22 protein-coding genes are annotated in these 22,296 nt (G+C 66.6%); 19 read left to right on the top strand and 3 right to left on the bottom strand.

Annotation, left to right across the window (positions count from 1 at the left end):
• Positions 1-283: 283 nt before the first annotated feature.
• On the bottom strand, positions 284-2,089 hold the full coding sequence (recQ, locus tag ACQR13_RS16265) for a DNA helicase RecQ (protein WP_434844393.1): 1,806 nt from the start codon (positions 2,087-2,089) through the stop codon (positions 284-286).
• A 462-nt stretch (positions 2,090-2,551) separates the two neighbouring features.
• Here recQ and ACQR13_RS16260 point away from each other — a divergent pair, with 462 nt between their 5' ends.
• From ACQR13_RS16260 to dhaK, 13 genes are all read left to right on the top strand, one after another.
• Complete coding sequence (locus tag ACQR13_RS16260) at positions 2,552-3,199, top strand: 4'-phosphopantetheinyl transferase family protein (protein WP_316164646.1); 648 nt, start codon at positions 2,552-2,554, stop codon at positions 3,197-3,199.
• Between the two features lie 331 nt (positions 3,200-3,530).
• Complete coding sequence (locus ACQR13_RS16255) at positions 3,531-4,862, top strand: ABC transporter substrate-binding protein (protein ID WP_315749849.1); 1,332 nt, start codon at positions 3,531-3,533, stop codon at positions 4,860-4,862.
• Between the two features lie 124 nt (positions 4,863-4,986).
• Positions 4,987-5,949, top strand: coding sequence for a carbohydrate ABC transporter permease (locus ACQR13_RS16250; RefSeq protein ID WP_315712570.1), 963 nt, complete (start codon positions 4,987-4,989; stop codon positions 5,947-5,949).
• Complete coding sequence (locus ACQR13_RS16245) at positions 5,946-6,899, top strand: carbohydrate ABC transporter permease (protein ID WP_434862979.1); 954 nt, start codon at positions 5,946-5,948, stop codon at positions 6,897-6,899. Before ACQR13_RS16250 ends, ACQR13_RS16245 begins: the two co-directional genes overlap by 4 nt.
• A complete protein-coding gene (locus ACQR13_RS16240; protein WP_434840964.1) occupies positions 6,896-7,114 on the top strand; it encodes a hypothetical protein in 219 nt (72 codons plus the stop codon). The genes ACQR13_RS16245 and ACQR13_RS16240 overlap by 4 nt, the downstream gene beginning before the upstream one ends.
• Before the next feature lie 4 nt (positions 7,115-7,118).
• On the top strand, positions 7,119-8,231 hold the full coding sequence (locus ACQR13_RS16235) for an ABC transporter ATP-binding protein (protein ID WP_434862978.1): 1,113 nt from the start codon (positions 7,119-7,121) through the stop codon (positions 8,229-8,231).
• On the top strand, positions 8,224-9,234 hold the full coding sequence (locus tag ACQR13_RS16230; RefSeq protein ID WP_315712562.1) for an ABC transporter ATP-binding protein: 1,011 nt from the start codon (positions 8,224-8,226) through the stop codon (positions 9,232-9,234). The genes ACQR13_RS16235 and ACQR13_RS16230 overlap by 8 nt, the downstream gene beginning before the upstream one ends.
• A 3-nt stretch (positions 9,235-9,237) precedes the next feature.
• Complete coding sequence (dhaL, locus tag ACQR13_RS16225) at positions 9,238-9,849, top strand: dihydroxyacetone kinase subunit DhaL (protein ID WP_434862977.1); 612 nt, start codon at positions 9,238-9,240, stop codon at positions 9,847-9,849.
• A complete protein-coding gene (gene dhaM / locus ACQR13_RS16220) occupies positions 9,846-10,244 on the top strand; it encodes a dihydroxyacetone kinase phosphoryl donor subunit DhaM (protein ID WP_284416623.1) in 399 nt (132 codons plus the stop codon). The genes dhaL and dhaM overlap by 4 nt, the downstream gene beginning before the upstream one ends.
• Positions 10,245-10,256: 12 nt before the next feature.
• A complete protein-coding gene (locus ACQR13_RS16215) occupies positions 10,257-10,559 on the top strand; it encodes an HPr family phosphocarrier protein (RefSeq protein WP_315749853.1) in 303 nt (100 codons plus the stop codon).
• 2 nt (positions 10,560-10,561) lie between these two features.
• Entirely contained in the window at positions 10,562-12,181 is a 1,620-nt protein-coding gene (gene ptsP / locus ACQR13_RS16210) for a phosphoenolpyruvate--protein phosphotransferase (protein WP_315749855.1), read from the top strand.
• A complete protein-coding gene (locus ACQR13_RS16205; protein WP_315712557.1) occupies positions 12,178-12,630 on the top strand; it encodes a hypothetical protein in 453 nt (150 codons plus the stop codon). Before ptsP ends, ACQR13_RS16205 begins: the two co-directional genes overlap by 4 nt.
• A complete protein-coding gene (gene dhaK / locus ACQR13_RS16200; RefSeq protein WP_315749856.1) occupies positions 12,627-13,616 on the top strand; it encodes a dihydroxyacetone kinase subunit DhaK in 990 nt (329 codons plus the stop codon). The genes ACQR13_RS16205 and dhaK overlap by 4 nt, the downstream gene beginning before the upstream one ends.
• Before the next feature lie 12 nt (positions 13,617-13,628).
• On the opposite strand, the gene ACQR13_RS16195 is transcribed toward dhaK, so the two are convergent.
• Positions 13,629-14,405 (bottom strand): GntR family transcriptional regulator, encoded by a 777-nt coding sequence (locus ACQR13_RS16195; RefSeq protein WP_316170368.1) that lies wholly within the window; start codon positions 14,403-14,405, stop codon positions 13,629-13,631.
• Positions 14,406-14,471: 66 nt separating this feature from the next.
• On the opposite strand from ACQR13_RS16195, the gene ACQR13_RS16190 reads away from it, so the two are divergent.
• The 6 genes from ACQR13_RS16190 to ACQR13_RS16165 are packed head-to-tail and all read left to right on the top strand — an operon-like array spanning position 14,472 to position 21,930.
• Complete coding sequence (locus ACQR13_RS16190) at positions 14,472-15,791, top strand: M20 family metallopeptidase (protein ID WP_316170369.1); 1,320 nt, start codon at positions 14,472-14,474, stop codon at positions 15,789-15,791.
• Positions 15,791-17,341 (top strand): ABC transporter substrate-binding protein, encoded by a 1,551-nt coding sequence (locus ACQR13_RS16185; protein ID WP_316170370.1) that lies wholly within the window; start codon positions 15,791-15,793, stop codon positions 17,339-17,341. Before ACQR13_RS16190 ends, ACQR13_RS16185 begins: the two co-directional genes overlap by 1 nt.
• A gap of 15 nt (positions 17,342-17,356) precedes the next feature.
• Positions 17,357-18,304, top strand: a complete 948-nt coding sequence (locus ACQR13_RS16180) for an ABC transporter permease (RefSeq protein WP_316170371.1) — start codon at positions 17,357-17,359, stop codon at positions 18,302-18,304.
• Positions 18,297-19,127: an ABC transporter permease gene (locus ACQR13_RS16175; RefSeq protein ID WP_315712549.1), complete on the top strand. Its 831-nt coding sequence runs from the start codon at positions 18,297-18,299 to the stop codon at positions 19,125-19,127. Before ACQR13_RS16180 ends, ACQR13_RS16175 begins: the two co-directional genes overlap by 8 nt.
• Positions 19,124-20,698 carry an ABC transporter ATP-binding protein gene (gene nikE, locus ACQR13_RS16170; RefSeq protein ID WP_315712548.1) on the top strand — a complete coding sequence of 525 codons (1,575 nt, stop codon included), beginning with the start codon at positions 19,124-19,126 and terminating at the stop codon, positions 20,696-20,698. The genes ACQR13_RS16175 and nikE overlap by 4 nt, the downstream gene beginning before the upstream one ends.
• A 17-nt stretch (positions 20,699-20,715) precedes the next feature.
• A complete protein-coding gene (locus tag ACQR13_RS16165; RefSeq protein WP_315712547.1) occupies positions 20,716-21,930 on the top strand; it encodes a M20 family metallopeptidase in 1,215 nt (404 codons plus the stop codon).
• 8 nt (positions 21,931-21,938) lie between these two features.
• Here the strand turns inward: ACQR13_RS16165 and ACQR13_RS16160 are convergent, their stop codons facing one another.
• Complete coding sequence (locus ACQR13_RS16160) at positions 21,939-22,295, bottom strand: carboxymuconolactone decarboxylase family protein (RefSeq protein WP_315712545.1); 357 nt, start codon at positions 22,293-22,295, stop codon at positions 21,939-21,941.
• Position 22,296: the final 1 nt, after the last annotated feature.

Below are 22,296 nucleotides of genomic sequence, written 5' to 3'. Positions count from 1 at the left end.
CAGCCGATCCCCGGGGAGAGCGCCTATAAGTCGTCAAACCGTCGCGCAGGGAAGGCCGGATATTGGGCTGAACCTGTGGTTCTGCCGCGTGCTTTTTGCTGCACGCGGACCGCGGGTATCAGCTGATACCCGGTCTTCCCTGCGCCTCTTCTTCGAGGAGAAGGGGACTTCAGTTGCATAACCCGGGCGTCATCAGCGGCGGGATCGCGAGGCCATGTGTGAGCCATGTGTGCCGTCTGATCGTCGAGCGAAGGAGCCGCGGTGCTGCTGGACGATGGCCGGCTCAGGCGCCCGCATCATGCGCATTGATCACCGCCACGAAGGCCTCGCCGTAGCGCGCGAGCTTGACCGTGCCGGCACCGGGGATGCTCGCAAGCTCCGCGACGGAGCGCGGATGGCGGGCCGCCATTTCGGCCAGCGTCTTGTCGTGGAAGATGACATAGGGCGGGACGTTCTGCGCCTTGGCGAGCTCCATCCGGCGTACGCGCAGCTTCTCGAACAGGTCGCGGTCGAGGTCGGGAAATGCCGCCGTGGTCTGCCGCTCCCGGGATTTGCGGTCGCGCCGCGGCTTCTTCAGCACGCGCAGGCTGAGCTGCGGCTTGTCGCGCAGGAACTGGCGGCCCTCGGGCGAGATCGACAGGCCGCCATGGCCGGCGACGTCGACGCTGATCAGACCATGCGCGACGAGCTGGCGGACGATCGAGCGCCAGGCGTTGCGGTCGTGCTCCTTGCCGATGCCGAAGGTCGAGAGCTTGTCGTGGCCGAGCCGTTCGATGCGCTCGTCGGTCTCGCCGAGCAACACCGCGACGACGTGGGCCTGGCCGAAGCGCTCGCCGGTGCGGTGGATGCAGGACAGCAGCTTCTGCGCGGCGATGGTGCCGTCGAAGGTCTCCGGCGGGTCAAGACAGATGTCGCAATTGCCGCACGGCGCGCAATCGTCGCCGAAATAGCGCAGCAGCACCTGGCGGCGGCACTGGCAGGTCTCGGCGAAGCCGAGCAGCGCATCGAGCTTGCGGCGCTCGGTGCGCTTGCGCGCATCGGGCGCGTCGGACTCGTCGATGAAGCGGCGGCGCAGCGCGATGTCCTCCGCCCCGTACAGCATCAGAGTCTCGGAGGGCAGGCCGTCGCGCCCGGCGCGGCCGGTCTCTTGGTAGTAGGCCTCGATGCTGGAGGGCAGATCGGCATGAACAACGAACCGCACGTCGGGCTTGTCGATGCCCATGCCGAAGGCGATCGTGGCGACCATGATCAGGCCCTGCTCGAGCTGGAAGCGGCGCTGGTTCTTCTCCCGCGCCTTCATCTCCATGCCGGCATGATAGGGCAGCGCCGGGAAGCCATGATCGCTGAGCGAGGCGGCGACTTCCTCGGTCTTGCGCTTGGACAGGCAATAGACGATGCCGCTCTCGCCCTCGCGCGATTTCAGGAAGGCCAGCATCTGCTGCATCGTGCTGGTTTTCTCCGCTGCGCCATAGCGGATGTTCGGCCGGTCGAAGCCGGCGATGAAGCTGTTGCCGTCGCCGATCGAAAGATGCTCGACGATCTCGGCCCGCGTCGGCGCATCGGCCGTGGCGGTGAGTGCGATGCGCGGGATGGTCGGGAACAGCCCGGCGAGGCAGTCGAGGGCGCGGTATTCGGGACGGAAATCATGGCCCCATTGCGAGACGCAATGCGCCTCGTCGATCGCGATCAGCGACAACCGTGCGGTCTTGAGCCGCTCGAGGTTCTCCGCCTTGAGCAGCGTCTCGGGTGCCATGTAGAGGAGATCGAGCTCGCCGCGTTCGATGTCCTGCCACAGCAGGTCCTTCTCGGCGCCCCAGAGCCGCGAGTTCAGCGCCGCGGCCTTCACGCCGGCCTGCCGGAGCGCGGCGACCTGGTCCTCCATCAGCGCGATCAGCGGCGAGATGATCAGCCCGAGGCCGGGACGCGCCAGCGCCGGGATCTGGTAGCACAGCGACTTGCCGCCGCCGGTCGGCATCAGCACGAAGGCATTGTGGCCGGCGATCACGTGCTCGACGATGTCACGCTGCCGGCCGCGGAAACTGTCGTAACCGAACACGGTCTTGAGGATCGAGAGCGGATCGGCGGCCATGGGAACGCACTTCTTCGGCAGACAGAGGGACTGGATAAGTCCCGTTGCAGCCCGCTGCCGTCAAGCAAAAGCTGGCCGCCAACGCGCATGTCAGCGGGGCCGAAAAGCATGGACCGGGGGACAGCGGCCGGGGCGCGTTGGACAAGCCGGCGAGTTATGGCAGAATCGACTTGCATCGCAGTATGTTCTGATCCTGATCCAACCATGGGCTCCCGGGGGGAGCCGGGTGCATTGGCACCTCGCCGGGCGCAAGTGCTGGTCGATGCCGATCCGCAGTGGTCGGTGGTGCAGCTCGCCGAGCGGCAGCGTGCGCTCGCCATGCAAAGCTCGGGGGCGTGGCGCCGCGAGATCGCGAGACATGTTGAATCGTTGGAATTCGCTTCGACGTCGCCGTTTCGTATACGGTGGCGGCCGGTCGAGGCCGGTCCGCAAAGAGACGCGCGTGCAGAGTTGGTGATGTGAGTGCTTGCAAATCTGTTTGACGGTCCGGTCGTGGTGGCGGCGTCCAGCCTCTCGCTGGCGGAGGATGAGCTGTTTCCCGAAGAGCGCGCGCATATCCAGGCCGCGGTCGCCAAGCGGCGCGCCGAGTTCGCGACCGCCCGGATCCTGGCGCGCAGGGCGCTGGCGTCGCTGGGAGCTTCGCCGGTCGCGCTCGTCCCGACGCCGGATCGCGCGCCGGTGTGGCCGTCGGGCTATGCGGGAAGCATCTCCCATTGTGCCGATCATTGCGCCGTGGCCGTGGCCCGAAGCAGGGATGTCCCGTCCCTTGGACTGGATGTCGAGGACCTGCGCGAGCTCGATCCGTCGATGCGCGATCTTGTGCTCACGCCGGCCGAACGGCAATGGCTTCGCGGCCAGCCCGACGCGTTGCAGCCGATGCTGCCGATCGTGATCTTCAGCGCCAAGGAAGCCTACTACAAATGCCAGTATCCGCTCACGCGCGGCTTCCTGGATTTCCAGGATGTCGAGCTCGCGATCGCATGGGCGGCGGGCACGTTCGAGGCGCGTGTCATGAGAGAGGACTGGCCGGCCGCCGTTGCTCGCCTTGCCGGACGTTTCCTCATCGCTGACGGCCGGGTCAGTTGCGGCGTGACGTTGGCGAAGGGCTGACCACGCGGATGCAGCCTGGAGTTGGGCCGAGCCTGCGTCCTGGCAGCTGCGCCGGTGAGCCGCGCCATCGCCATCCCGGCAAACCTCCGGACGACGAGCAGCTTACCGCAGTCGCTAAACATGATGCGCTGCAAACGTCGCGAAAACGCGCTTGACATGTTTAGTCGTTCGCAATCTACTAAACAAAATACTTAACTCGGACGGATGATCCGAGGGCCAGGGGAAACGCTTGCGGCTCGCGCTGTCGTTGTGACGGCGCCGCTCGCCGCGGGCCATGCATCGCCGTCACCCACGCGAAGCGGGGACGGCGCCAACAGGGAGGGAGTGCCAGATGAAGTTGCTGCAGACATTTGCACTGGCGGCGACGGTCGCCGCCGCGACCGTGCTCGGCGCGTCCGCGCCGGCACGCGCCGAAGGAAAGACGATTACCTTGTGCTGGGCCGCCTGGGATCCGGCCAATGCGCTGGTCGAGCTGTCCAAGGACTTCACCGCCAAGACCGGCGTCAACATGAAGTTCGAGTTCGTGCCGTGGCCGAACTTCGCCGACCGCATGCTCAACGAGCTCAATTCCAAGGGCAAGCTGTGCGACCTGATGATCGGCGATTCCCAATGGATCGGCGGCGCGGCCGAGAATGGCCAATACGTCAAGCTCAACGAGTTCTTCGACAAGGAAGGCATCAAGATCTCCGATTTCATGCCGGCCACCGTCGCCGGCTACGCCGAATGGCCGAAGGGCTCGCCGAACTACTGGGCGCTGCCGGCGATGGGCGACGCCAACGGCTGGACCTATCGCAAGGACTGGTTCGCGCGGCCGGAGATTCGCGAGGAATTCAAGAAGAAGTTCGGCCGCGAGCTCGAGGTGCCGAAGACGCAGGAAGAGCTGAAGGACATTGCCGAGTTCTTCCAGAAGCGGGTGATCGACGGCAAGACCGTTTATGGCGCGGCCATCTTCACCGAGCGTGGCTCGGAAGGCATCACCATGGGCGTCACCAACGCGCTCTATCCGTTCGGCTTCAAGTATCAGAACCCGAAGAAGCCGTATGACATGCAGGGCTTCGTCAACTCGGATGATGCGGTGAAGGGCCTCGAGTTCTACAAGGCGCTGTACAAATGCTGCACGCCGCCCGGCTATTCCAACGGCTACATGCAGGAAGGACTCGATGCCTTCAAGTCCGGCCAGGTCGCGCTGCAGATGAACTGGTTCGCCTTCTTCCCGGGCCTTTACAAGGATCCCAATGTCGGCGGCGACAAGATCGGCTTCTTCGTCAACCCCGCGCAGAAGGAGAAGGGCTCGCAGCTCGGCGGGCAGGGCATCTCGGTGGTGGCATATTCGCCTAACCGCGCCGAAGCGCTCGAATATATCAAGTGGTTCGCCGCGCTCGACACCCAGAAGAAGTGGTGGGCGCTCGGCGGCTACAGCTGCCACAAGGGCGTGCTCAACGATCCCAACTTCAAGAACACCGCGCCGTTCGCCGCCGACTTCCTGGTGGCGATGGACCAGGTGGTCGACTTCTGGGCCGAGCCGTCCTACGCCCAGCTTCTGCTCGCGATGCAGAAGCGCGTCCACGACTATGTCGTCGCCGACCAGGGTACGGCGAAAGGCGCGCTCGACGGGCTGATCGCCGACTGGACCAAGGTGTTCAAGGAGGACGGCAAGCTGTGATGGAGGCGGCACCTCTCGCGCAAGCGAGATCCGCCACGACAATCCCTCCGGCGAGCTTCGGCTTGCCGGGCGGACCAGCCAGTCTCACCGCCAGCCCGAAGCCGCCAGTGAAGCAGCCCCTCGCATGACCGACCAAACCGGACTGAGCAGCCTCGTCGACCGCGCCGCCCTGGTGACGCCGCCCGCCGTGGCGGGGCGCGTGCGCGGCCTGTCCGAGCGCGCCATCGCCTGGCTATTCATCATGCCGACCATGCTGCTGCTGCTCGCGATCAACATTTTCCCGTTGATCTGGACCATCCGGCTGTCCTTTACCAATTATCGCGCGAACCGTCCGAACGCCACCGTGCTCGATATCGGACTCGCCAACTACCAGTCGATCCTGACCGATCCGGACGTCTGGGCGGCGATGACGGTGACCGCGCGCTTCGTGTTCTGGACCATCCTGATCCAGACCCTGCTGGGCTTTACGCTAGCCTGGCTGATCGACAAGAAGTTCCGCGGCCACGGCCTGTGGACCACCTTGATCCTGCTGCCGATGATGCTGTCGCCGGCTGTGGTCGGCAACTTCTGGACGTTCCTCTACCAGCCGCAGATCGGGCTCTTCAACTACGTCATCTCCGCCGCGACGGGCGCGCCCGCATCGTCTTTCCAGATGCTGGCGCAAGTGCCGCTCGCGCCCTGGGCGATCGTCATCGTCGACACCTGGATGTGGACGCCTTACGTGATGCTGATCTGCCTTGCAGGTCTCCGCTCGATTCCCGACTACATCTATGAGGCGGCCGAGGTCGATCGCGCCTCGCCGTGGCGGCAGTTCTGGTCGATCACTTTGCCGATGGCGCTGCCGTTCATCATGCTGGCGGTGCTGTTCCGCGGCATCGAGAACTTCAAGATGTTCGACATGGTCAACCTCCTGACCGGCGGCGGTCCAGGCTCGACGACCGAGGTCGCCTCGATCACCCTGAAGCGCGAAGCCTTCGAGAAGTGGCGGACCGGCTATTCCTCGGCTTTCGCCATCATCCTGTTCGTCACCGTGTTCGGCCTCGCCAACATCTACGTCAAGGCGCTCAACCGGGTGAAAAGCCGATGACCGGTCTCGCAGCCGCCCATTCCGTCGTCGATCCGTCGCCGCTGACCAAGCGGATCGCGGCAACCGTGGTGATCGCCTATGCGCTGATCACTCTGGTGCCGCTGCTGTGGATCTTCATGACCGGCTTCAAGTCGCCGTCGGACGCGATCGCCTATCCGCCGAAGCTCGTCGCCGAGCCGAGCCTGGAGGGCTATTGCAACCTGTTCACGACCCGGACCCGGCAGGCGCCGGAGTACATGGCCAAGCTGCCGCCGGCTGCCAGTCTGTGCGACCGCATCTCGCGCGGCCGCAACATGGTGGTCGCGGGTCCATCGAACTACATCCCACGCTACGTGAATTCGCTGGTGATCGCGTTCGGCTCGACGGCGCTGTCGGTCGTGCTCGGCACGCTGGCGGCCTACGCGTTCTCGCGCTTCAAGGTGCCGTTGAAGGATGATCTGCTGTTCTTCATCCTGTCGACCCGGATGATGCCGCCGATCGCGGTCGCGATCCCGATCTACCTGATGTATCGCGAGCTCGGCCTGTCCGACACGCGGCTCGGCATGATCCTGCTCTATACGTCCGTCAACATCTCGCTCGCGGTCTGGCTGCTCAAGGGATTCATGGACGAGATCCCGCGCGAATACGAGGAGGCGGCGATGGTCGACGGCTACACCCGCCTGCAAGCCTTCTTCAAGGTCGTGTTGCCGCAGGCCACCACCGGCATCGTCGCCACCGCGATCTTCTGCCTGATCTTCGCCTGGAACGAATATGCCTTCGCGGTGCTTCTGACCTCGGGCACGGCGCAGACCGCGCCGCCCTTCATCCCGATCATCATCGGCGAGGGCGGCCAGGACTGGCCGGCGGTCGCGGCGGGCACCACGCTGTTCCTGATCCCGATCGTCGTGTTCACGGTGCTGCTGAGAAAACATCTGTTGCGCGGCATCACCTTCGGAGCGGTGCGCAAATGAGCGAGATGGCACAAGATCAGCCGGCCGATTCGGCGCACTCGCGCTGGCCACGGGCGCTGCGGCGCGGCCCGATGGAGACGCTGGCGACGATCCTCATTGCGGCTGGCGTGCTGATGCTGCTGCAGCCGTTCGCACTGGTGCTCTACACCTATTCCTTCATCACCACGCTCGCCGGCGTCGTGATGTTCACCATCGTCTCCAAGTTTCCGGACTGACGCCATGGCCGAGATCCGGATCGAGAATCTGTTCAAGGAGTTCGGCGGCTTTGCCGCCGTGCGCGGCACAAGCTTTACGATCGCCGACGGCGAGTTCTTCTGCCTGCTCGGTCCGTCCGGCTGCGGCAAGACCACGACGCTGCGCATGATTGCAGGCCTGGAGCTGCCGACCTCGGGGACGATCAGGCTCGGCGGCGAGGACGTCACCTTCCGCCGCGCACGCGAGCGCGACATCGCCATGGTGTTCCAGCTGTTCGCGCTCTACCCGCACATGAACGTGCGCCGGAACATCGCTTTTCCCCTGGTCTCGATGGGGGTGCCCAAGGGGGAGATCCGGCGGCGGGTCGAGGAAGCCGCGCGCATCCTGCGCATCGACCATCTGATCGACCGTCCGGTGAGCGGGTTGTCGAGCGGCGATCGCCAGCGCGTCGCGCTCGGCCGCGCCATCGTCCGCGAGCCGAAAGCGTTCTTGATGGATGAGCCGCTCGGCGCGCTCGATGCGGAGTTCCGTCACATCATGTGCGGCGAGCTGCGCGCCCTGCACGACCGGCTCAAGGCCACCACCGTGTTCGTGACTCACGACCAGCTCGAGGCGATGTCGATGGCCGACACGATCGCGGTGATGAATCGCGGCGTCGTGGAGCAGCTCGGAACGCCCCAGGAGATCTATGACCGTCCCGCCACCATGTTCGTCGCAGACTTCATCGGCTCGCCGGCGATGAACTTCATCCGCTTCGCGGGCAGGCTTGGCGCCGGCGCGAACTGCGTGCGGATCGACGGCGCCGAGATCGGCGTGCCCGAGCTGCGCGAGGATGCCGGGAGCGATGAGCTGATCCTCGGCGTGCGGCCGGAGCAGGTGGCGCTCAGCGCCGAAGGCGGGCTGCGCGGCGAGGTGTTCGGCACCGAATATCTCGGCACCACCCAGATCATCACCGTCACGACGTCTCATGGCATCGTCAAGGCGCGCGCGCCCGCGGCGGTCCGGGTGCAGCGTGCGGAGCCGGTCGGGCTCAGCTTCCGCGCGGACCGGCTGTCGCTGTTCGACGCCGCCACGGGCCGCGCGGTCCGCACCGCGCTGTATGAGCAGCCGGTGAGAGGAGGGCGCCATCATGGCTGAGACGCGGCTCAACGCCGTCAGCAAGTCGTTCGGTTCCAAGCCGGCGGTACGGGATTTGTCGCTGACCATCCGCGACGGCGAGCTCGTCGTGCTGCTCGGGCCGACCGGTGCCGGCAAGACCACGACATTGCGGCTCGTGGCCGGCCTCGAGATGCCGGATCGCGGCAGCGTCACCATCGGCGGTGTCGACCAGACGAAGGCGACGCCGGCCGCGCGTGACGTCACGTTCGTGTTCCAGCAATATTCTCTCTATCCGCATCTGTCGGTGTACGACAATCTGGCTTTCCCACTGCGCTCGCCGGTGCGCAAGATTGCGGAGGCTGAGATCAGGCGCATCGTCGGTGACGTCGCGGCGATGCTCCGGATCGAGGACAAGCTCGGCAACCGCGCTACTCAGCTCTCCGGCGGCCAGATGCAGCGCGTGGCGATCGGCCGCGCGCTGGTGCGCAGACCTGCGATCGCGTTGCTCGACGAGCCGCTGTCCTCGCTCGACGCCAAGCTGCGTTCCGAGCTGCGCATCGAGCTCAAGCGTATCCAGCAGGATCTCGGCGCCACCATGCTCTACGTCACCCACGACCAGATCGAGGCGATGACGCTCGCCAACCGTATCGGCGTGATCGAGCAGGGCCGGCTGGTGCAGGTCGGCAGCCCGCGGGAGGTCTATGAGGATCCGGCCAATACCTATGTGGCGACCCGGCTCGGCAGTCCCGGCATCAATCTGCTGCCGCGCGGGCTGTTTCCGGATCTTGCGGTGCCGGGCGACGTCGCGACGATCGGCGCGCGCACCGAGCACATGACGGTCCGGCGCGCCGAGAGCCGTGCCGACGCACGGGTGAAATGGATCGAGCATCTCGGCGATCAGAATCATCTGCATATCACGCTGCAGGACCAGACCATCGTCAGCCTGGTGGAGCCGGATACGGAATTGAAAGTCGGCGACTCCGTCGCTATCGAGTTCACCCGGCCGCTGCTGTTCGACCGGGCGGGCCAGCGGGTGAGATAGACAATGGACCAGGCGTTCAAGCGCAAGGTGATCGTGGCGATGGCCGATGTCATCATCGCCCATGCCGAGGAACTGACCGCGCTCGACTCGGCGATCGGCGACGGCGATCACGGCCTCAACATGAAGCGTGGCTTCGAGGCCGTGCTCGCCGAAGTGGACAATATCTCCGCCAAGCCTCTTCCCGAGGCGCTGAAGGCGGTCGGCATGGCGCTGGTCATGAAGGTCGGCGGTGCGTCCGGTCCGCTCTATGGCACGCTGGCGATGGGACTTGGCAAGGCGCTGCCATCAGAGCCCTCTGCCGCCGAAGCGGCGGCGGCGCTCGGTCGCGCCATCGCGGACGTCAAAGCGCGTGGCAAGTCGGAAGCAGGGCAGAAGACCATGCTCGACGTCTTGATCCCTGTGCAGGTCGCTTTTGCGGCCGGTGGCGACGATCTCAGTTCCCGGCTGCCCGCAATCGCCGCCGAGGCCGCCGACGCGACGGTGCCGATGCTGGCGATCCGCGGCCGTGCTTCGTTTCTCGGCGAGCGCTCGATCGGGCACATGGATCCCGGCGCGCGCTCGTCCAGCCTGCTGGTGCAGGCGATCTGCGGCGTATTCAATGAGGCCTGGGCATGAGTGAGCAGAAGAATGTCGGCATCGTCATCGTGTCGCATTCCGCCAAGGTGGCGGAAGGCGCGGCCGACATGGTCCGGCAGATGGTCGGCGACAGCGTGCCGCTCGCGGCGGTCGGCGGCAATGCCGATGGCGGGCTCGGCACCGATGTCGGCGCCATCATGGGCGCGATCGACAAGGCATGGTCGGAGTCGGGCGTTGCGATCCTGGTCGATCTCGGCGGCGCCGAGACCAACAGCGAGATGGCGGTGGAGATGATGCCGGAGGAGCGGCGCGAGCGCATCGTGATCTGCAACGCGCCGCTGGTCGAGGGCGCCGTGATGGCGGCGACGGAAGCTTCCGGCGGCTCGCCGCTCGATGCGGTGCGCGCGACCGCCGAAGAGCTGATGGGCGGATGAGCGGGAACGACAATGGCTGACGGTGGAGAGATCGGCATGCAGGAAGCGAAGGCGCACGCGCTGCTGACCAACGAGGTCGGGCTGCATGCGCGGCCCTCGGTCAAGCTGACCCAGCTCGCCAAGCGCTTTGCGTCGAGCATCGAAGTCGCGATCGCGGCCGACGGGCCCTGGACCGACGCCAAGAGCCCGGTGAAGATCATGCGCGTCAAGGCCGCCAAGGGCGAGACGCTGTTCCTGCGCGCCAATGGAACCGATGCCGAGGCCGCCATCGCCGCGCTGGTCGATCTGGTGAACCGCAAGTTCGACGAGGAGTGACGATGGAGCGGCGTATCTTCGGGCGGGCGGCGTCGGACGGGATGGCCATCGGGCCCGCGGCGATCCTGCATGCGCTGGAGGGCGCCAGCCGGACGAAAGGGGCGATCGCCGAGGAGCATGAAGCGCTCGCCGTAGCGGTCGCGCATGCGCGCGAGGCCGTGGCCGAGCTGATCGACAGGCTCGAGGGAGACGCGGCCGAGCTGATCGGCTTTCAGCTCGCGCTGCTCGAAGACGATGCGCTGACCGAGGCGGCTTACGTCCAGATCGAGGGCGGCGTCGCTGCGGATGCGGCTTGGCGTGCGGCGATGGCGGAGGAGATGGCGGGGTATGAGTCCGCTGAGGACGAATATTTCCGCGCCCGCGCCGGCGACCTCGCCGACATCCGGGATCGCGTGCTGCGACACTTGTTCGGCTTGCAGCAGAACGGCAAGTTGCCGAAGGGGGCGATCGTCGTTGCGCGTGATCTGGCGCCATCGGCTTTCCTCGCCATCGAGTGGACGAATGGAGGGGGCATCGCGCTCGGCGAGGGCAGCCCGACCAGCCATGTCGCGATGTTGGCGCGCAGCCGCGGCGTGCCGATGGTGGTCGGGCTCGGTCACGATTGGGACAAGCTGACAGGGGATTTGCTGGTCGATGGCGGTCGCGGTGTCGTCATTGCCGATCCCAGTGCGCAGCGTATCGCTGCCGCCCGGGCGGAGGATGCGACCGCCTCGCGCCGCAAGGCGGACGCGATCGCGCGCCAGCACGAACCGGCACTGACGCGCGACGGCACCCGCGTCTCGGTGCTCGTCAACATCTCCGGCCCTGCCGACATGACGCTGCTTCCGGCCGCAGCCTGCGACGGCATCGGCCTGGCACGCACCGAGTTTCTCACCGGCAACCTGCTTCACGACGAGGAGGCACAATATCACGCCTATGCCGAGCTCGTGCGCTGGGCCGAAGGCCGGCCGGTCACGATCCGCACGCTCGATGCCGGCGGCGACAAGCCGATTCCGGGCTACACGATCGATGGCGAGAGCAACCCGTTTCTCGGCCTTCGTGGCCTCCGTCTGTCCTTGCGTCACCCCGAGATCTTCCGCGTTCAACTGCGCGCGCTGGCTCGCGCCGCTGCGCTCGGACCGCTCAAGGTGATGCTGCCGATGGTGACCAATGCAGCGGAGCTGGACGTGGCGCGTCGCCATCTCCGCGCCGTGCTCGCCGACTTGGCCGCCGGCAACGTCGCGTTCGCCGCGCCGGCCTTCGGAATGATGGTCGAGGTGCCGGCTGCTGCGTTGGCAGCGCATGACTTCGCTGCGGACTTCTTCTCGATCGGCACCAATGACCTGACCCAATACGCGACCGCTGCTTCGCGTGACGGCGCCGAGGTCGCCGACTATGCTGACGTGCTGCATCCCGGGGTGCTGGCGATGATTGCCCATGTGGTGCGCGCTGGTCGCGCGCGGGGCGTGGAAGTCTCGATCTGCGGCGACGCCGCCGGTGATGTCAGAGCCATGCCGGCGCTGCTTGAGCTCGGTGTGCGCGCGCTGTCGGTCGCGCCGGGCCTGCTGCCGCTGGTGAAGGCGGCGATCCGCGAGCTTGACCTCGCCAAGGGCACGGAAAAGACCGCGGAAGAGGGCGCATGAGTGACCAGGATGCATCGGGGGCCGCGAGTCCGCTCGCCGAATACAAGGCGATCCTGCGCGCGGTGATCGACAGCCGTCCCTCCGGTACACGGCAGCGGCTGGCGGAGGCGATCGGCAAGAATCGCAGCTTCATCTCGCAGATCGTCAATCCGGCCTATGCGACGCCGATCCCGCTGCAGCATCTCGAGACCATCTTCCACATCTGTCACTTCTCGCCGCATGAGCAGCAGGCTTTTCTGACCGCCTACCGCGCCGCCCATCCGGGCCGGCTGGACGAGGTCGAGGCGCAGCGGCCGATGCGGCGCCTCGTGGTCGAGCTGCCGGACTTCGGCGACCCCGCGCTCAACGCCCATGCCGACCGCATCATCACCGGCGTCGCGCGCGGCATCACCGCGCTGATCTCAGCCAACGAAAACAACGACGACGCCGAACCGGGAGGGAAGCCATGAAGAAGCTGATCAACGCCGTTTCCGACGTGCTGACCGAGAGCCTGCAGGGTTTTGCCGCCGTGCATGGCGACATCGTCACGCTGGGCGAGGACAACAAGTTCGTTCGCCGCAAGAGCCTCAAACCGGGCAAGGTCGCGCTGATCTCCGGCGGCGGCTCCGGCCATGAGCCGCTCCACGCCGGCTTCGTCGGGCCGGGCATGCTCGATGCCGCCTGTCCGGGCCAGGTTTTCACCTCGCCGACGCCTGACCAGATGCTCGCGGCCGCGCAGGCCGTGGACACCGGCGCGGGCGCGCTGTTCATCGTCAAGAACTACGAAGGCGACGTGATGAATTTCGCGATGGCCGCGGAGATGATGGAGGGCAAGGTCGCGACCGTCATTACCGACGACGACGTCGCGGTCGAGACCTCGACCTATTCGACCGGCCGCCGCGGCGTTGCCGGCACGCTGATCGTGGAGAAGATGCTGGGTGCTGCGGCCGAGCAGGGCCGCGATCTCGACGCGCTGAAGGCGCTTGGTGACGACGTCAACAGGCGCACCCGCTCGATGGGCGTGGCGCTGACCTCATGCACGGTGCCGGCCGCGGGCAAGCCGACCTTCACGCTCGGCGAGGACGAGATGGAGATGGGGGTCGGCATCCATGGCGAGCCCGGCAGGCGCCGGGTCAAGCTGGCGTCCGCGGACGCCATCGCCGAGGAGATGATGGGCGCGATCCTGGCCGATCTTGCAGCGAAGCCCGGGACTCCGTGCCTGCTGCTGGTCAACGGCTTCGGGGCTACGCCAGCGATGGAGTTGTACGTGATGGCCAATGCGGCGCGGCGCATCCTGGAAGGGCGCGGGCTCGCCATCGCGCGCGGGCTGGTCGGCTCCTACGTCACCTCGCTCGACATGGCCGGCTGCTCGCTCACCGTGACCGCGCTCGATGATGCATCGCTGGGACTGTGGGACGCGCCGGTGCACACCGCGGCGCTGCGCTGGGGCTGCTGAAGCGATACGTGCTCAGCGGATCTCGTTCGAGTAGTAGTGTTGCGCCGTCGTGGCGCGGTGCTGGCTGAGGATCGCCAGCGCGCCGGTCTGGTCGTAGGCCTCCTCGTCGATCACCAGCACGGCGCTCGGAGCGGGCAGGCCGAGCAGCTTGCGGTCCTCCTTGGTGGCGACCTCCGCCGTCACCTTCTCGCGCACCGCGGCGATCCGGATGCCATAGGCCTCGAGCAGATGCCGGTAGATCAGGGCAGGGACCTTCTTCGGCTCGGCCGGAAATCCCGCCACGCGGCTCGCGACCATCGAGATCCGCGAATGCAGCACCGGCGCGCCAGCGACGCGGCGGATGCGATGAAGATGCAGCAGCGGCCCGCCCTCGGCCATCGCGAACAGCGCGGCTTCGCGTGACTCGGCGGCGCGTGTCGTCACCGACAGCACCTCGGCCTCCGAGTGCAGCAGGCTGCCGTCCGCGGCGAGCAGGCGGAAGTACTGGAAGAAGAAGCTGAGCCCATGCTGCGACGCGCGGCCCGTCACCACCGTGCCGGTCTTGCGCCGGCGCATCAGCATGCCGCCCGCGGTGAGATCGGCCAGCGCGCGGCGGATGGTGCCGACGGCGACGCCATATTGATTGGCGAGCGCGACCTCGCCGGGCAGCACTGTGCCGGGCGGCATGTCGCCGATCAGGATCGCCTCGGCGATCTGGCGCTTGACATGCTCGTAGAGCGGCACCGGCAGCGCGCCCGGACCCGCCCCCACCCCGTCTGCCGCTTTGCTGGCCACAGCTGCCTTTTTCATGGAATTGACAAACGCCGCGTCGTGAATTCTATTTCTATATAGAATATAGGATAGAGCTGGCGGCAAATGATTTCTGAGGGCATTCCAGCGGACCGGGGCGCGCGCAGCCTGGCCAGCGCTTTTGCCGCGATCGACGCCATGGCCGAGACGGCGGTCGAGGACCTGCGGAAGATGGTGGCGGTCGACACCAGCTTTCCTCCGGGGGCCGGCTACGATGCATTTGCCGACGTGATGGAGCAGCTCGCTGCCCCGCTGGCACTGGATAGCGAGCGCGTGATCGTTCCGGAGGACCTATGGCGCGCACCGGGGGCGCGCGGATCGCGGACGAATCTGATCGCACGGCGCCGCGCCGGCAGACCGGTGCTCGGGCTCTATTTCCATGTGGACACGGTACCGGCGGCGCCCGGCTGGGCCACCGATCCGCTGCAGCTGAGCCGCGACGGTGACCGTCTGATCGGACTCGGCGCGGCCGACATGAAGGGATCGATTGCGGCGGCGCTGCTCGCACTCCGCGGCGCGCAGCAGACTGGATTGCCGCTGGCCTATGATCCGATGTTGCTGCTGTGCACGGACGAGGAGGCAGGGCTTTATCCCGGCGTGCGTTACCTTGCCGAGCAGGGCCGTCTCGAAGGGCATATTCTGAATTTCAACGGCAGTGCCATGCCGCGGATCTGGGCCGGCTGCTTCGGCCTGTTCACGCTCACGGTGCGGGTTCACGGCAAGGCAGCGCATGCCGGCGAGCAGCGCCGCGCCGGCGCCAACGCGATCGAGGCGGCGCTGCCGATCCTCAATGCGCTCGCGGCCCTCGAGCCGGTCATCGCGCAGCGGACGTCGGCGTTGCCGCCACCGCCGCAGGCGGCTGGACCGCTCGCCGCGAGCCTCGACATCTCAGCCATTCATGGCGGCCAATGCGGCGGACAGATCCCCTCGCTGGTCGAGATTCTCCTGTGCCGCCGATACACGCCCGAGGAGGACTTCGCCGCTGCACGCCGCGAGATCGAAACGGCCGTCCGGCAGGCGGCCGGCACCCTCGACGTCGAGATCATCCTCACCGGCCATCTGATGCCGACATCCGATCCCGGCGGGCCGCATTGGTCGCGCTGGCAGCAGGCGCTGTCGGCCGGCTTCGGCTATGCCGCGGAAGACTTCGCTCGCTGGGGGGCGGCCGGCTGCTCCGATTTCGGCTGGGTGCAGCAGGCCACGGGCGTGCAGGAGGTGCTGCTCACGGGCCTCGGCAGGCCCGATAGCCGCATTCATGCGCCGGGCGAATCCACGACGCTCGCCGACATCGTCGCATTGGCGAAATCGGTGCTCGCCTATCTTGCAGCCGAGTTCCGTCCCGAACTCTGTCCCGAAGCCATCACGCCTGAAAAGGACTTCGCCTGATGCCGTCCGTGACCCGTCGTCATTTCCTTGCCGGCTCCGCGCTCGTGCTTGGTGCTCTGCCGCAAGTCTCTCTCTCTGCCGAGGTGCCGAAGCACGGCGGCGTGTTGCGGATCTCGGTCGACCAGGGCGCGGCGGTCATTCATCCGCTGCTCGCGCGTGTCAATCCGGAATACCTCATCACCGAGCTGCTCTATTCCAACTTGACCCGGTTGAAGCCGGACATGTCGGTCGAGCCGGACCTCGCCTTGTCGTGGCAGGCCGGCGCGGGGCTCACCGAGTGGACGTTCAGGCTGCGGCCCAATCTCAGTTTCCACGACGGCTCGCCGCTGACGGCGGAGGATGTCGTCGCGACCTTCAAGGCGATCCTCGATCCGAAGACCGCATCACCGGCGCGCACCAATGTCGGCCCGATCAAGGATGTCGCTGCCGTCGATGCGTCGACCGTGCGGTTCACGTTGTCGGTTGCCTTTGCCGATTTTCCGGTCGCGCTCGCCTACAACAATGCGCGCATCGTGCCTGCGAAAGTCGTTGCTGCCGATCTCGCCAGCCTCGCCACAAAGGCGAATGGTTCAGGGCCGTTCAAGCTCGTGTCCTATGAGCCGGACCGCAAGATCGTCGTCGAGCGCAACCCGGCGTATTACGATCCGGCGCGGCCTTTGCTCGATCGCGTCGAGATTCTCGTCTATCCCGACCGCACCGCCGAAGCATCGGCTCTGATTTCGGGCGACATCGATCTCATGTTGTCGACCACGCCCGGCGAATATGAGCGGCTCGGCAAGGCCAGCGGCGTCAAGGCGGTGCGGGTCCCCTCGGGGCAGTTTCTGAACGTCAACATGGGCTGCGATCAGAAGCCGTTCAACGACGTTCGCGTGCGCCAGGCGCTGGCGCTGACCATCGATCGCGAGGCCATGGCCGGCTTCGTGGCCGGCGGCTACGGCACGCCCGGCAACGACACGCCGCTGAGCCCCGCCTACCGGTTCTATCAGGACAGCAAGCTGAAGAAGCCCGACATCGCGAAAGCCAGGCAATTGCTCGCCGATGCCGGCTATCCCTCCGGCATCGACCTGACGATGGTGGCATCCGACAAACCGGACACGCGCACGCAGCTTGGCGTTGCGATCCGTGAGATGGCGGCACCGGCCGGCTTCCGCATCAACGTTCAGACGATGCCGCACGCGACCTATCTCGACCAGGTCTGGAAGAAGGGCAATTTCTACGTCGGATTCTACAACATGCAATCGACCGCCGACGCGATCTTCAAGCTGCTCTACACCTCGGATGCCGCCTGGAACGAGACACGCTGGAACAATGCGCGCTTCGACGAGATCGTCAATGCGGCGCGTAGCGAGACCGACGATGCCAATCGCGCCGCGCTCTATGCGCGGGCCCAGACGATGATGAGCGAGGAGGTGCCGTCGGTCATTCCGGTCTTCTTCGACATCCTGGCGGCGCAGCGCGCCTATGTGGAAGGATACCAGCTGCATCCGCGCGGATCGGTGTTCCGGCTCGATCTCGTCTCGCTCGGCGCAGGCGCGCCCAGGCGCAGCTGAGACGGGATCCGAGCGGTGTCATTCGCCTGGCTGCTGCGGCGGCTGCTCCTGATGGTCTATACGGTCGTCGTCGTCAGTGTGCTGGTGTTTGCCATCACACAGGCGCTGCCGGCTGATGCCGCGCAGACGCTGCTTGGCGAGAACGCTTCGCCGGAGGCGCTGGCCGCAATTCGCAGCCGGCTCGGGCTCGACGACCCGGTCTGGCTGCAATTCTCGCATTGGGTCGCGCACGCGGCCATCGGCAATTTCGGTGTCTCCATGCGCACCGGCCTGCCGGTTGCGCCGGAGATGCTGACGGCGCTGTCGCGCTCGCTGCTGCTGGCAGCGGGCGCACTCGTCGTCACCCTCCTGATCGCGGTCCCGCTCGGAATCTTCGCGGCGCTCCGCAAGGGGCGGCCGGCGGATACGGCCACCAGCGTGGTCGCCTATCTCGGGGTCTCCCTGCCGGAGTTCGTCACCGCAACCGTGCTCGCGCTGCTGCTGACCGACATTCTGCCATGGCTGCCGGCGACCGGCTACGTGTCGCCGCTGGAGGATGCCGGGCCGGCGCTGCGCCATCTGATCCTTCCGGTCCTGACCGTCTCGGTCATTCTCGTCGCGCATGTGATGCGCATGATGCGTTCGGAGACGCTGGACGTGCTGCAGTCCGACTACGTCCGCGCGGCGCGGCTGAAAGGCCTGCCCGAGCGGACGGTGCTGGTGCGGCACGTGATGCGCAACGCGCTGCTGCCGGTCATCACCATCGTCGCGCTCGACGTCGGCTATCTCCTGGGCGGCATCATCGTCATCGAGGAGATTTTCGCCATTCCCGGCATCGGCCGGGCATTGATGATCGCCATCACCACCCGCGATCTGCCGTCGATCCAGGCCGGCGCGATGATCATGGCGGTCACCTATGCGATCACCAACACGCTGGCGGATGTCGTCTACGCGCTGCTCGACAGGCGGATCAGCTATGACTGAGCTGCTCGGCAGGATGATCCGCAAGCCGCAGGGGGCGATCAGCGTGATGCTGCTCGTTGCCCTCGCCATCGTCTGCATCCTCGGCCCGTGGCTCGCGCCCTATGGGCCGGAGAAGATGGATTTTCTCGGCCGTTTCCGCCCGCCGGGATGGCAGAACTGGCTGGGCGCCGATCAGTTCGGCCGCGACGTGCTGAGCCGGCTGCTGTCCGGCGCGCGCGCCACCGTTCCGATGGCGCTCGCGGCGACGCTCGCCGGCAGCGCGATGGGCGCCGTGATCGGCGTCGCATCGGCCTATCTCGGTGGCAAGGCCGACGAATTCATCATGCGCACCAACGATGCTGTGATGGCCATTCCCGGTCTCCTCATGGCGCTGCTGCTGGTCAGCACGCTCGGAAATGGGGCTGTCAACGCGGTGATCGCGATTGCCTTTGCGTTCGCGCCGGGCATGGCACGGGTCACGCGCTCCGTGGCGCTTGCTGTGCGCAGTCAGGACTACGTCAAGGCCGCCATCGCGCGCGGCGAAGCGGCATCGCAGATCATTTTCCGCGAGATGCTTCCGAACGTGATGGGCCCGATCATCATCGAGGCCACCATCCGGGTGTCATTTGCGGTGATGCTGTTCGCGACGCTCAGCTTCCTCGGCCTGGGTGCACAGCCGCCGGCATCGGAATGGGGCCTGATGGTGGCCGATGCGCGCCAATACATGCACCGGGCGCCATGGATCCTGATCGCGCCCTCGGCCGCGATCGCGCTGTCGGCGATCGCCTTCAATCTCGTCGGCGATGCCCTGCGCGACGCGCTGAATCCGCGGGACGATCGATGAAGCCGGCGCTCGCCATCACTGGTTACGGACTGGATTACGTCACCCCGGCGGGCGCTGTGGAGGTGCTGCGTGACGTGTCGCTCGAGATCGCGCCCGGCGAGGTGCTCGGCCTCGTCGGCGAATCCGGCTCCGGTAAGAGCTCGCTGGCTTGGGCGTTGATGCGGCATCTGCCGGCCAATGCCCGCGAGGTCTCGGGCTCCCTGTGTCTGGGTGACCTCGACCTGCGGTCCCTCAGCCTGAAGCGACTGACCGCGGTCCGTGGCCGCCGCATCGGCATGGTGTTCCAGGATCCGTCGACCGCGCTCAATCCGACATTGACCATCGGCCGCCAGATCACCGAGGCGCTGATGCGTCATCGCGATCTGAATGCGCGGGCCGCCAGGAACCTCGCGATCGAATTGCTCGGCCATGTCGAGCTGAGCGACCCCGTGGCGGTGCTGCGGCGCTATCCGCACGAGATCTCCGGCGGCGAGAAGCAGCGGGTAGTCATCGCGACGGCCTTCGGGTGCCGGCCCGATGTCATCCTGTTCGATGAGCCTACGACGGCGCTCGACGTCATCACCGGTGCCCGCATCATCGAGCTGTTTGCGCGGTTGCGTGCGGAGACGGGCGTCGCTGCGCTCTACATCTCGCACGATCTCGCGATGATGACCCGGGTCGCCGATCGTGTCGCGGTGATCCGGCACGGCCGCATCGTCGAGCAGGCGCCCGCGTCTGATATCTTCAGGACGCCGCAGCACGCCTACACCAAGGCTCTCATCGCCGCCGTGCCGCGTCCGGAGCGGCGGCTCGTGAACGATCAGCCGGGCGCGGCCCTGGTGCTGGACGCACGCGACATCGAAGTCCATTACGGCAGGGGCGGGCTGTTCCGTGCGGCTCCGCCACCGGCGACCAGGGCCGTCGATGTCCGCGTCCGTGCCGGCGAAATCGTCGGCCTCGTCGGTGAATCCGGCTCGGGAAAGTCATCCGTCGCTCGCGCCCTCACCGGGCTTGCCCGCTTCGACGGCACGATCAGCTTCGACGGCCGAACGTTGCGCAGGGCCGGTGACATGAACCGTGCCTATCGGCGCGATGTCCAGATCGTGTTCCAGCACCCGGATTCCTCGCTCAATCCGCGCCATCGGATCGGTGAGATCCTGTCGCGCCCCTTGAAGCTCTATGGCGGCGACGTCGCCGCCGTGCCGCGCCTGCTCGAACAGGTCCGGCTGCCGGCGTCGTATGCCATGCGCTGGCCGCACCAGCTCTCGGGTGGCGAGAAGCAGCGCGTCGCGATCGCGCGTGCTTTTGCGGCGCGACCGCGCCTGGTGATCTGCGACGAGATCACGGCGCCGCTCGACGTCTCGGTCCAGGCCCAGATCATCGAGCTGCTGCTGGCTTTGCGCGCCGAGACGGGGGCGGCCTATCTCTTCATCACCCACGATCTCAACCTGATCAGGCAGATCGCGCACCGCATCGTCGTGATGCGCCACGGCCGGCTGGTCGACAGCCGTGCCGTCGATGCCTTCGGCGCAGACGACGTTCACCCTTACACCCGCGAGCTGATGGCGGCCTCGCCAGCGCCCGTTGGCTGACCGCAAGGATTGCCCCCATGGATCGCAACGACCTGCTCGCCCGCATCGACATTCCAGCTTCGCTCGCGCTGCTGTCGCGCATGGTTCAGCACAAGAGCTATTCGAAGACCGAGGGCGAGAAGCAGCTCGCGACCTTCATGGCTGAACAGATGAGCGCGATCGGCTTGGATGCCGCGGTCGCCCCGTTCGGGGCCGAGGGCCGTGTCAACGCGGTCGGCCGCTGGCACGGCACCGGCGGCGGCAAGAGCCTGCTCTTCAACGGCCATGTCGATACAAATCCGGTGACCGAGGGCTGGACCCTCGATCCCTGGGCGGGGAAGGTGGACGACGACTTCGTCTACGGAATCGGCGTGTCAAACATGAAGGCCGGCGACGCCGCCTATTTCTGCGCGGTCAAGACGCTAATCGAGGCCGGCGTCAGGCTGAGGGGTGATGTCGTTCTGACCTATGTGGTCGGCGAGCTGCAAGGCGGAGTCGGCACCTATTCGTTGCTGGAGCAGGGGCTGCGCGCGGACTATTTCATCAATTCCGAGCCGACCGACCTCAAGGCGATGACGATGCATGCCGCGGCATTCATGTTCATCATCGAGCTCGTCGGCAACACGCGGCATCTGTCGAAGCGCGAGGAGGCGGTGGACGCCATCACCGCCGCCTGCGATCTCATTCCGCGCCTCAATGCGATGCGGTTCTCCGGCGCGCGTTCGCCGGCACATGAGGCCATCAACCGCGTTCATGTCGGCGTCGTGCACGGCGCGCTCGGTCGTGAGTTGCACGAATGGCGGACGCCGCAGGTCGCGGATTTCGTCCGCATCAAGGGCTCCGGTCGTTACGCTCCTGGGCAGACCGAGCAGGGCGCGCTCGCGGACATGCGGCGCGAGCTCGATGCGCTGGAGGGGCGTTTTCCCGGCCTGAAGGCCCATCTGATGTCGGAGGACCGCGCCGGCGTGCCGACCATGCCGCCGTTCGAGGTCGCGCCGGACAGCCCGATCGTCCGTGCCGTCAACAATGCCTATCGCGTCGTGCGCGGCGCCGCCCAGCCGACAGGCCCGGTGGCGCCGAGCTGCTTCTATGGCACCGATGCCGGCCATCTCTATACGTATGGCGGCATGGAGGGCATCGTCTGCGGGCCGGGCGGCCGCTACAACACGATGCCGGACGAGCGCGTCGACATTCCCGACTATCTCGACATGATCCGCATCTACATGCTGGCCATTCTCGATATCTGCGGCTGAACCCGCGCTCAGGCGGCGGCTGCCTGTTGCTGGAATTGCTCGAACGCCGCAATCGCATCGGCGGCATACATCAACGACGGTCCGCCGCCCATGTAGATCGCCATGCCGAGCGTCTCCTCGACCTCCTGCCGGCTTGCACCGAGACGGACGAGCGCCTCCGCGTGAAAGCCGATGCAGCCGTCGCACCGAACGGCAACCCCGATCGCCAGCGCGATCAGCTCCTTGGTCTTCTTGTCGAGCGCGCCATCAGCGGCGGCGGCCCTCGCCAGTGCCGAGAAGCCCTGCATGACGTCCGGAATGTCCTTGCGCAGCGTCTTCAGGTTACCCGAGATGTCCTTGCAGATCTCGCTGTACAGTTTGGTCATG

It is taken from the genome of Bradyrhizobium sp. HKCCYLRH3059 (genome assembly GCF_051168035.1).
GTDB lineage: Bacteria > Pseudomonadota > Alphaproteobacteria > Rhizobiales > Xanthobacteraceae > Bradyrhizobium.
The sequence above is the reverse complement of the archived record's forward strand: the minus strand, read 5'-3'. Positions and strand labels throughout refer to the sequence as shown.

What these genes read in the sequence shown, in the direction of transcription:
- ACQR13_RS16165 (WP_315712547.1), top strand. Translation starts at nt 20,716, where the DNA reads ATGGATCGCAACGACCTGCTCGCCCGCATCGACATTCCAGCTTCGCTC.
- ACQR13_RS16250 (WP_315712570.1), top strand. Translation starts at nt 4,987, where the DNA reads ATGACCGACCAAACCGGACTGAGCAGCCTCGTCGACCGCGCCGCCCTG.
- dhaL (WP_434862977.1), top strand. Translation starts at nt 9,238, where the DNA reads ATGGACCAGGCGTTCAAGCGCAAGGTGATCGTGGCGATGGCCGATGTC.
- ACQR13_RS16205 (WP_315712557.1), top strand. Translation starts at nt 12,178, where the DNA reads ATGAGTGACCAGGATGCATCGGGGGCCGCGAGTCCGCTCGCCGAATAC.
- ACQR13_RS16195 (WP_316170368.1), bottom strand. Translation starts at nt 14,405, where the DNA reads ATGAAAAAGGCAGCTGTGGCCAGCAAAGCGGCAGACGGGGTGGGGGCG.
- ACQR13_RS16190 (WP_316170369.1), top strand. Translation starts at nt 14,472, where the DNA reads ATGATTTCTGAGGGCATTCCAGCGGACCGGGGCGCGCGCAGCCTGGCC.
- ACQR13_RS16175 (WP_315712549.1), top strand. Translation starts at nt 18,297, where the DNA reads ATGACTGAGCTGCTCGGCAGGATGATCCGCAAGCCGCAGGGGGCGATC.
- ptsP (WP_315749855.1), top strand. Translation starts at nt 10,562, where the DNA reads ATGGAGCGGCGTATCTTCGGGCGGGCGGCGTCGGACGGGATGGCCATC.
- ACQR13_RS16255 (WP_315749849.1), top strand. Translation starts at nt 3,531, where the DNA reads ATGAAGTTGCTGCAGACATTTGCACTGGCGGCGACGGTCGCCGCCGCG.
- ACQR13_RS16215 (WP_315749853.1), top strand. Translation starts at nt 10,257, where the DNA reads ATGGCTGACGGTGGAGAGATCGGCATGCAGGAAGCGAAGGCGCACGCG.
- dhaM (WP_284416623.1), top strand. Translation starts at nt 9,846, where the DNA reads ATGAGTGAGCAGAAGAATGTCGGCATCGTCATCGTGTCGCATTCCGCC.
- dhaK (WP_315749856.1), top strand. Translation starts at nt 12,627, where the DNA reads ATGAAGAAGCTGATCAACGCCGTTTCCGACGTGCTGACCGAGAGCCTG.
- ACQR13_RS16240 (WP_434840964.1), top strand. Translation starts at nt 6,896, where the DNA reads ATGAGCGAGATGGCACAAGATCAGCCGGCCGATTCGGCGCACTCGCGC.
- nikE (WP_315712548.1), top strand. Translation starts at nt 19,124, where the DNA reads ATGAAGCCGGCGCTCGCCATCACTGGTTACGGACTGGATTACGTCACC.
- ACQR13_RS16235 (WP_434862978.1), top strand. Translation starts at nt 7,119, where the DNA reads ATGGCCGAGATCCGGATCGAGAATCTGTTCAAGGAGTTCGGCGGCTTT.
- ACQR13_RS16160 (WP_315712545.1), bottom strand. Translation starts at nt 22,295, where the DNA reads ATGACCAAACTGTACAGCGAGATCTGCAAGGACATCTCGGGTAACCTG.
- ACQR13_RS16185 (WP_316170370.1), top strand. Translation starts at nt 15,791, where the DNA reads ATGCCGTCCGTGACCCGTCGTCATTTCCTTGCCGGCTCCGCGCTCGTG.
- ACQR13_RS16245 (WP_434862979.1), top strand. Translation starts at nt 5,946, where the DNA reads ATGACCGGTCTCGCAGCCGCCCATTCCGTCGTCGATCCGTCGCCGCTG.
- ACQR13_RS16230 (WP_315712562.1), top strand. Translation starts at nt 8,224, where the DNA reads ATGGCTGAGACGCGGCTCAACGCCGTCAGCAAGTCGTTCGGTTCCAAG.
- recQ (WP_434844393.1), bottom strand. Translation starts at nt 2,089, where the DNA reads ATGGCCGCCGATCCGCTCTCGATCCTCAAGACCGTGTTCGGTTACGAC.